At 73.2% G+C, this 8,430-nt stretch carries 8 protein-coding genes; 6 read left to right on the forward strand and 2 right to left on the reverse strand.

Annotated elements, in window-relative coordinates:
* Positions 1–123: 123 nt before the first annotated feature.
* Positions 124–1,308 carry a PspC domain-containing protein gene (locus ACIWVC_RS12710; RefSeq protein WP_396446708.1) on the reverse strand — a complete coding sequence of 395 codons (1,185 nt, stop codon included), beginning with the start codon at positions 1,306–1,308 and terminating at the stop codon, positions 124–126.
* Between the two features lie 162 nt (positions 1,309–1,470).
* Between ACIWVC_RS12710 and ACIWVC_RS12715 the strand changes: the two genes are divergently transcribed.
* The 3 genes from ACIWVC_RS12715 (at position 1,471) to ACIWVC_RS12725 (ending at position 3,762) form a co-directional block, all read left to right on the forward strand.
* The gene (locus tag ACIWVC_RS12715; RefSeq protein WP_396446664.1) at positions 1,471–2,763 is read left to right on the forward strand and encodes a PspC domain-containing protein; all 1,293 of its coding nucleotides are present in this window, start codon (positions 1,471–1,473) and stop codon (positions 2,761–2,763) included.
* Positions 2,764–2,773: 10 nt separating this feature from the next.
* The gene (locus tag ACIWVC_RS12720; RefSeq protein ID WP_396446665.1) at positions 2,774–2,989 is read left to right on the forward strand and encodes a hypothetical protein; all 216 of its coding nucleotides are present in this window, start codon (positions 2,774–2,776) and stop codon (positions 2,987–2,989) included.
* Between the two features lie 68 nt (positions 2,990–3,057).
* Positions 3,058–3,762 carry a TetR/AcrR family transcriptional regulator gene (locus tag ACIWVC_RS12725; RefSeq protein WP_396446666.1) on the forward strand — a complete coding sequence of 235 codons (705 nt, stop codon included), beginning with the start codon at positions 3,058–3,060 and terminating at the stop codon, positions 3,760–3,762.
* Between the two features lie 2 nt (positions 3,763–3,764).
* Here the strand turns inward: ACIWVC_RS12725 and ACIWVC_RS12730 are convergent, their stop codons facing one another.
* A complete protein-coding gene (locus ACIWVC_RS12730) occupies positions 3,765–4,169 on the reverse strand; it encodes a cysteine dioxygenase (protein ID WP_396446667.1) in 405 nt (134 codons plus the stop codon).
* 473 nt (positions 4,170–4,642) lie between these two features.
* On the opposite strand from ACIWVC_RS12730, the gene ACIWVC_RS12735 reads away from it, so the two are divergent.
* From ACIWVC_RS12735 to ACIWVC_RS12745, 3 genes are read left to right on the forward strand one after another with little or no spacing between them, the layout of a single operon-like run.
* On the forward strand, positions 4,643–5,134 hold the full coding sequence (locus ACIWVC_RS12735) for a (2Fe-2S)-binding protein (protein WP_396446668.1): 492 nt from the start codon (positions 4,643–4,645) through the stop codon (positions 5,132–5,134).
* Positions 5,131–7,530 (forward strand): xanthine dehydrogenase family protein molybdopterin-binding subunit, encoded by a 2,400-nt coding sequence (locus tag ACIWVC_RS12740; RefSeq protein WP_396446669.1) that lies wholly within the window; start codon positions 5,131–5,133, stop codon positions 7,528–7,530. The genes ACIWVC_RS12735 and ACIWVC_RS12740 overlap by 4 nt, the downstream gene beginning before the upstream one ends.
* Entirely contained in the window at positions 7,527–8,381 is an 855-nt protein-coding gene (locus ACIWVC_RS12745) for an FAD binding domain-containing protein (protein WP_396446670.1), read from the forward strand. The genes ACIWVC_RS12740 and ACIWVC_RS12745 overlap by 4 nt, the downstream gene beginning before the upstream one ends.
* The last annotated feature ends 49 nt before the right edge of the window (positions 8,382–8,430 follow it).

The raw sequence follows: 8,430 nt of genomic DNA on the forward strand, positions 1-8,430 counted from the left end.
CACACCCCCCGGCTCGCTCCGCTCACACCATGCTCCTTCGAGGGGGGACGACCCCCCACACCCCCCGGCTCGCTCCGCTCACACCATGCTCCTTCGAGGGGGGACGACCCCGCACCGCCCGGCTCATGATTTCTTGATCTCCAAGCGGACCTCCGTGCCCTCGCCCGGCGCGGTGCGGACGGTCGCCTTGCCGCCGTTGCGCTCCATACGTCCGATGATGGACCCTCGCACGCCCATCCGGTCCTCCGGAACCTGGTCGAGGTCGAATCCCTTGCCGCGGTCGCGGATGAAGACGGCGACCTCGTCGCTCTCCACCTCCGCGTACACCGACACCGACGGCGCCTCCGAGTACTTCGCCGCGTTCACCATCGCCTCCCGCGCCGCCTGCAGCGCCGCGCCGAGCCGCTCGTCCAGCGCGGTGTCGCCCACGCACACGATCTCGACCGGCACGCCGTGGTCGTCCTCGACCTCCCCCGCGACCTCCTTGATCGCGGCGGCGAACGTCTGGTCGGGGTCGGCGCGCGGCTGGTACAGCCAGGTCCGCAGCGTCCGCTCCTGGGACCGGGCGAGCCGCTGCACCTCCCGCGTGTCGTGCGCATTCCGCTGGATCAGCGTCAGCGTGTGCAGCACCGAGTCGTGGATGTGCGCGGCCAGCTCGGCGCGCTCCTGGGAGCGGATGCGCTCGTGCCGCTCGGCGTCCAGGTCCTGCCAGAGACGCACCACCCAGGGCGTCACGATCACCGCGACCCCGGTCAGGATGATCGCCATCGCGATGATCACGGACCGCGCCTGGTCGGCGTCGACGTTCTGCACCACGACGCCGCCGATGCCGCCCACCACCAGCAGCAGGCCGAGCACGCTGCGCAGCCAGCGCTCGCGCAGCGGCAGCGTCCACCGCTGCCGCTGGTCGCGGTCGGCCTGCTGCCACAGGATCGCGGCGCCGACGGCGCCGACGACGAACGGCCACAGCGCCCACTGCACGACCCCGGCGGCGCCCCACGGCAGTACCGCGAGCCCCAGCGTGACCGCGACGTAGGCGAGCAGCTGGCCCCAGTCGCGGCCGCGCCGCCGCGCGGCCGGCGGGGCCTTCTCCGGCGCGGGCACGAGGATCCAGAACGCGGCGTACGCGGCGACGCCGAGCCCGCTCGCCACCGTCAGCAGCACGAACGCGGCCCGCACGAGCACCACGTCCACGCCGAGGTGGTCGGCGAGGCCGCCGCACACACCGGCCACGAGCCTGCTCTCGGCCGAGCGCTCCAGCCGCGGCGCCCGCGCCTCGCTCGGCTCGGCGGCCGGCTGCTCGGCCATCTCCCGGCTCACCGCCGTCCCCTCCTCGGCTCTCCCACGCCATCGATCGTCACACGCCGCGGCCCGTCCCGCATCAGGGACGTACCCCGGAACCGGGCTCAGGGTCGGTTCAGGGACGTCCCCGATACCGCGCGGCCCCCGCGACGGGCGACGATGGCAGGCATGGAAGGCGAGCAGAAGACGCGAGAGCGGACGGACAGGGGCTACCAGCGGCTGACGCGGGACGCGGACCGGCGGCTGGCCGCCGGGGTGTGCACCGGCCTCGGCCGCTACACCGGAATCGACCCCGTGGTCTTCCGCGTGGGCTTCGCGATCCTCGTGCTGGCGCACGGGCAGGGCGTCCTGCTCTACATCGCGGCGGCGCTGCTGATGCCCGCGACCCCCGGCGAGTCGTCGCTCGCGGAGCAGTTCTTCAAGCGGTGGTTCGACGCGCAGGCCGTCCTGTCGATCCTGGGCGCGCTGCTGTGCGTCGGCGTCGCGCTGACCCTGTTCGGCGGCGCCTACACCGACGCGCTCGCCGTCATGGTGGTGTTCGGGCTGGTGCTGGTCGTCGCGCACTCACGGGGCGCGGACCTGGTGGCCGCGGCGCGGTCGGTCCCCGAGCGGCTGGCGGGGCACCCGCCGGAGCCGTCCGCCGCGTGGACGCGGACGGAGGACATCACCGTGGGGGGCGTGTCCCTCTCCAAGAACCCGCCCGCGGAGCCGCCGGCCGGCGGGCTGCCCGGCGGCATGATCGACCTCGCCGTGTACTCCGCCACCCGCGCCGACGCCCCCGCCGGCGAGGCGCGGGCGGCCGAGAAGGCCCACGGGAAGGCCCCCGGGAAGGCCCGCGAGGGCGGGTGCGGCGGCCGGTCGCCGGCGGCCGCGATCACGCTGCTGCTGGCCATGGCCGCGGGCGCGGCGATGATCCCCGTCGCGAAGGGCCACCCGGCCCCCGACTCCTGGCTGATCGTCATGGCGCCCGCGCTCGCGGTCGTCGGGCTCGGCCTCGTCCTCGGCGGCTGGTTCCGCACGCACGGCCTCGCCACGGCGGGCACCCTGCTGACCCTGAGCATGCTGACGACGACCGTGGTGGGCGACATGCCGCGCAACGCCGAGTACGGGGACATCGACTGGCGCCCCACCGACGCGTCCCAGACGAACCAGACCTACAAGGTCGGCGTCGGCCAGGGCGACCTGGACCTCACCGCCCTCCCGATGGCCCCCGGGCAGCGCATCGTGATCGACGCGCAGGTGGGCCTCGGCGGGCTCGCGGTCACGGTCCCGGACGCCGCCCGCGTCATGGTCGACGCGAAGATCGCGCTCGGCGACCTGCGCATCCAGCACCGGACGACGAGCGGGCCGAACGCGAAGGTCACCCGCGTCCTGGAGCCGGAGACGCCGGGTGCGAACCCGCCGGTGATCGAGCTGCGGATCCGCGGCAAGGTCGGAGACGTGGACGTGCACCGTGCCTAGGAGGCGGAACGTGAACGACGACGCGACCAAGCGGTACCGGTTCGACCCGGCGGGGCCGGTGACCGGAGTGTTCTTCCTCGCCCTCGCCGGGCTGTTCCTCGCCGAGGGCCTGACGGACGAGCCCGTCCTGTCGGCCACGGTGCTGGCCCCCGCGGTGCTGATCGGGCTCGGCCTCGTCGGGACCGTCCGGGTGCTGACCCGCGGACGCCGCCGCCACCTGCGCTGACCGGACCTCCCGGCGCGTCGGAGCGCGAAGTACTGTGATTCCGACGGCACGTTACGGGATGGGGTTCGATGTCTGGGCAGACCGGGACGCCGGAGGCGGGCGGCACGGAGGTGCTGCCCGGGTCCCGCTCGGCGCTCGACCCGGGCCGCGCCATCAAGCCCGGACGGCACGGCCTCTCCCCCGAGACCGTCGCTGGCATCCAGCGCGAACGGCTGATCGACGCGTTCGTCCAGGTCGCCTCCGAGCGCGGCTACGCGCACACCACGATCAGCCGCGTCACCGAGGGCGCCGGGGTCACGAAGAAGACGTTCTACGCGCACTTCACCGATCTGGACGAGTGCTTCCTCGCCGCCTACCAGCGCGGCATGGACATCCTGCTGCGGCGCATGACGCAGGCGTACGAGGCCGCCCCCGACCGGCCCGACGGCATCCACGCGGCGCTGCGCACGCTGCTCGCCGCCCTGGCCCGCGAGCCGCGCTTCGCCCGGGTGTCGCTGGTGGAGGTGAACGCGGCGGGCCCGCAGGTCCGGCAGGCGCGGCTGGACAACCTCGCCCGGTTCCGCGCGTTCCTCACCGACCCGTCGCTGCCGCCCGTCCCGGTCGCCGTGGTGGACGCGATCGTCGGCGGCATCTACAGCGCGATCCACGTGCAGATGGAGACGGGCGAGGCCGACGAGCTCCCGTCGCTGCTGCCGTCCCTGACCTACTTCGCGCTGCTCCCGCTGATCGGCCGCGAGGCCGCCGCCCGCTACCTCGCCGACGCGCCCCGCTGAGCTCAGCGGGCGTGCAGGCTGACCGCGAAGGCCGGCCCCGGGTTCGTGAGCGCCTGCGGGCCGGCGTGGACGCGGACCCGGTTGGCGCGCAGCGGCCGCTCGGTGACGCCGCGCTCGGTCATCGCGACGACGGCCAGCTCGCCCGCGACCAGGGTGCTGACGCCGCCGTGCACGGTCCCCCCGTGCCCGGGCGGCCAGGTGGTCAGCCAGGCCCCGCCGTCCAGCGGGACGTCCCGCGGCCGGTCGGCGTCGAACCGGACGAGCCGCCACCACTCGTCGGGGCGGGCGGCGAGCGCGCGGACGCGGGCGGCGAGCTGCCCGGCGGTCGGCGGGCGGACGGCGGCCGCGCGGCCGTGCGGGTCGTCCTGGCCGCGCATGGTGAGATCGGGAACCACGGAGAGGTCCATGGGGGAAGTCCTTCGTGTACGTGTGTCGGCCGGTCAGAGCGGGTTCAGCGACGACACGAAGGACACAGCGCGCTGGCCGCGCGGCGCAGGGCCACGGGGCGGTCGGTCGACGCGCGCAGAGTCACGCACCCAAGAAGACACTCGGTGACCGCCCGTTGTCAAACCGATCACCCCGGCCGATGATCACGTGTCGGCGGGGCGGTGGAGGCGGCGGTCCGGCGGCGCGGCGATCGTGCTGACGACGGCATCGTCGGTCCGATAACCTGGTCGGTTTTGCTTCGCGCGCAGGGGCCATGATTAGGCCAGACGTCGGTAAATAGGCGACGTCAGGGGCTAGTACGGGATTCAACCGCGGCATAGGTTCGTACCGTCGCCTTCCACGGAGGTGGCCCCGATGACGTGGCCTGACCAGCGCGCCCCGCCCAGGGGACGTCTCTTCCATGTCCACCCCGAGACGTCCCTGGGAGAAACGCATGCCACGAATCCGTGTCGAGGTCGACGGAACGACGTACGAGGACGACGTCGAGCCGCGCCTCCTTCTCGTCCACTATCTGCGCGAACGGCTGGGGAAGGTCGGGACCCCGGTCGGGTGCGACACCAGCAACTGCGGGGCCTGCACCGTCCTGATGGACGGGATGAGCGTGAAGAGCTGCTCCGTGCTGGCCGTCCAGGCGGACGGCCGCGACGTGACGACCGTCGAGGGCCTCGGCGTCGACGGCGCCCCGCACCCCATGCAGCGGGCCTTCCACGAGGAGCACGCGCTCCAGTGCGGCTACTGCACGCCCGGCATGATCATGGCGTCGCTGGATCTGCTGCGCGAGAACCCCGACCCGTCCGATGAGGAGGTCCGGGAGGGGCTCGAAGGGAACCTTTGCCGGTGCACCGGCTACCAGAACATCGTCAAGGCGGTGCGGCGGGCGGCGAGCGAGATGCGCGAGCCCGCCGGGCAGGAGGTGACGCCGTGACCGTGCAGGAGGTGGGCAGCCCGCGCAGGCGGTCGGAGGACGCCCGGCTCATCACCGGGCGGACCCGCTGGACCGACAACATGACCCCGGCGGGGACGCTGCACGTGGCGTTCCTGCGCAGCCCGCACGCGCACGCGCGGATCACGGGCGTCGACACCTCGCGCGCGAAGCAGAGCCCCGGCGTGGTCGCCGTGTTCAGCGGTCAGGACTTCGCCGACGAGCAGGGGTCGCTGCCGTGCGCCTGGGTCGTGACCGAGGACATGAAGCACCCCGACCACCCGCCCATGGCGGTGACCGAGGTGCGCTACGTCGGCGAGCCGGTCGCCTGCGTCGTGGCCCGCGACAAGGCCGCGGCCGTGGACGCCTTGGAAGAGATCGACGTCGACTACGAGCCGCTGTCCGCGGTTGTGGACATGGAGGCGGCACTGGCCGAGGGCGCCGACCTCGTCCATGAGGACCTCGGGACCAACAAGTCCTACACATGGGTGTTCGAGAACGGGGATCTCGACGCCGCGATGAGGGACGCGCCGGTCGTCATCGAGCGCCGCTACGTCCAGCAGAGGCTGATCCCCACGGCGATGGAGCCGAGGTCGGTCCTGTGCGTCCCCGACGGCGACGAGTTCACGCTGTACTCGGCCACGCAGATCCCGCACATCCTGCGGCTCATGCTGGCCACGGTCACCGGCATCCCCGAGCACCGGATCAGGGTCGTCGCACCGGACGTCGGCGGCGGCTTCGGTTCCAAGCTTCAGGTGTACGGGGAGGAGGTCATCGCGCTGCTGCTGGCCCGCAGGCTCGGCCGCCCGGTCAAGTGGTCGGAGACGCGCAGCGAAGGCAACATGACCGTCCACCACGGACGCGACCAGATCCAGCGGCTCACGCTCGCGGCCGACCGCGACGGCCGGATCCGCGGCCTGAAGGTGGACCTGCTGGCCGACATGGGGGCGTACCTCATGCTGGTCACGCCCGGCATCCCGCTGCTGGGCGCGTTCATGTACAACGGCATCTACAAGATGGACGCGCTGTCGTTCACCTGCACGGGCGTGTTCACGACGAAGACGCCCACGGACGCGTACCGGGGCGCGGGCCGTCCCGAGGCCACCTACGCGATCGAGCGCCTCATGGACGAGCTCGCGAACGAGCTGGGCATGGACCCCATCGACGTGCGGCGCCGCAACTGGATCCGGCACGAGGAGTTCCCGTACGAGACGATCGCGGGCCTCACCTACGACTCCGGCAACTACGAGGCCGCGACGGACAAGGCCCTGGAGCTGTTCGAGTACGACAAGCTCCGCGCGGAGCAGGCCGACCGGCGCGAGCGGCAGGACCCGGTGCAGCTCGGCATCGGGGTGTCCACGTTCACGGAGATGTGCGGGCTCGCGCCGTCCCGCGTGCTGGGTTCGCTGTCGTACGGCGCCGGCGGCTGGGAGCACGCGGCGGTGCGCGTCCTGCCGTCCGGCAAGGTCGAAGTGATCACGGGTTCGTCCGCGCACGGCCAGGGCCATGAGACGGCCTGGGCGCAGATCACCGCGGACAGGCTCGGCGTCCCGTTCGAGGACGTGAAGGTCCTGCACGGCGACACGGCGATCTCGCACAAAGGCATGGACACCTACGGTTCCCGCTCGCTGGCCGTGGGCGGGGTCGCGCTGTTCTCCGCCTGCGACAAGGTCGTCGACAAGGCCCGGAAGGTCGCGGCGCACCTGCTGGAGGCGTCCGAGCAGGACCTCGAGTTCACCGGCGGGCGGTTCAGCGTCCGCGGCGTCCAGGACGAGGGCAAGACGCTGCAGGAGGTCGCGCTGGCCGCGTTCGCCGCGCACGACCTGCCGGACGGCATCGAACCCTCGCTGGACTCCGACGCCACGTTCGACCCGGAGAACTTCTCCTTCCCGCACGGCACGCACCTCTGCGCGGCGGAGGTCGACACCGAGACGGGCATGGTGAAGATCCGCAAGTACGTGGCGGTGGACGACGTCGGCAAGGTCGTCAACCCGCTCATCGTGGAGGGGCAGGTCCACGGCGGGCTCGCGCAGGGCATCGCCCAGGCCCTCTACGAGGAGGCCGTGTACGACGCGGAGGGCAACCTCACGACGACGACCATGGCCGACTACCTGATCCCGTCGGCCGCGGACCTGCCGACGTTCACGACCGACCGCACCGAGACTCCCGCGACGACCAACCCCATGGGCGTCAAGGGCGTCGGCGAGGCGGGCACGATCGCCTCGACCCCGGCGGTCGTCAACGCGATCGTGGACGCGCTGCGCCCGCACGGCGTGCACGACGTGGCGATGCCGTGCACGCCGGAGCGCGTCTGGCGCGCGCTGCGCGGAGAAACGGAACCGGCCGCCGCGCAACCGGGCGCGGCGGGCGGCCTGGGCTCGGCCGGAGGTGACCAGTGATCCCCGCGACGTTCGACTACGTGCGGCCCGCCTCGGTGGACGACGCCGTCAGGGCGCTGTCCGACGCGGGCGAGGACGCGAAGGTGCTGGCGGGCGGGCAGAGCCTGATGCCGCTGCTGCGGATGCGGCTCGCCATCCCGGACGCGCTGATCGACCTCGACCGGATCGACGGGCTCCGGGAGATCCGCGACGACGGCGACGCCATCGTGATCGGCGCGATGGCGACGCACCACCAGGTGATCCGCGATCCGCTGGTGCGCGAGCACGTCCCGCTGATCGCGGAGACGACGGAGACGGTCGCCGACCCGGCCGTCCGGCACCGCGGCACGTTCGGCGGGTCGCTCGCGCACGCCGACCCGGCGGGCGACCTCCCGGCGGTCGCGCTGGCGCTGGACGCGGTGTTCCTCGTCCGGTCCGTGCGCGGCGAGCGGGAGATCCCCGCGTCGGAGTTCTTCGTCGACTGGATGACGTCGGCGATGGAGCCGGACGAACTGCTCGTGGGCGTGCGCGTGCCCAAGCTGGGCGCGGGCTGGGGCGTCCACTACGAGAAGTTCCACCGGACGGCGCAGGCGTGGGCGATCGTCGGCGTGGCGTGCGCGGTGCGCCGCAACGGCGACGGGATCGAGGACGCGCGGGTCGCGCTGACCAACATGGGCCCGGCGCCCGTGCGCGCCAGTGCGGTGGAGACCGCCGTCAGGGGCGGCCCCGCCGCGGAGGACGCGTTCCGGACGGCCGCCGCGCAGGCCGCGGAGGGCACCGAACCGCCCACCGACCTGCACGGGTCGGCGGAGTACCGGGCGCATCTGGCGACGGTGCTCACCGCGCGGGCGCTCGCCGCCGCGGCGGGCTGACCGGCACGGTTGACCGGCACGGCTGACCGGCACGGTTGACCGGCACGAT

It is taken from the genome of Actinomadura sp. (genome assembly GCF_044508335.1).
Lineage (GTDB): Bacteria > Actinomycetota > Actinomycetes > Streptosporangiales > Streptosporangiaceae > Spirillospora.

What these genes read in the sequence shown, in the direction of transcription:
- ACIWVC_RS12710 (WP_396446708.1), bottom strand. Translation starts at nt 1,308, where the DNA reads ATGGCCGAGCAGCCGGCCGCCGAGCCGAGCGAGGCGCGGGCGCCGCGG.
- ACIWVC_RS12715 (WP_396446664.1), top strand. Translation starts at nt 1,471, where the DNA reads ATGGAAGGCGAGCAGAAGACGCGAGAGCGGACGGACAGGGGCTACCAG.
- ACIWVC_RS12725 (WP_396446666.1), top strand. Translation starts at nt 3,058, where the DNA reads ATGTCTGGGCAGACCGGGACGCCGGAGGCGGGCGGCACGGAGGTGCTG.
- ACIWVC_RS12730 (WP_396446667.1), bottom strand. Translation starts at nt 4,169, where the DNA reads ATGGACCTCTCCGTGGTTCCCGATCTCACCATGCGCGGCCAGGACGAC.
- ACIWVC_RS12735 (WP_396446668.1), top strand. Translation starts at nt 4,643, where the DNA reads ATGCCACGAATCCGTGTCGAGGTCGACGGAACGACGTACGAGGACGAC.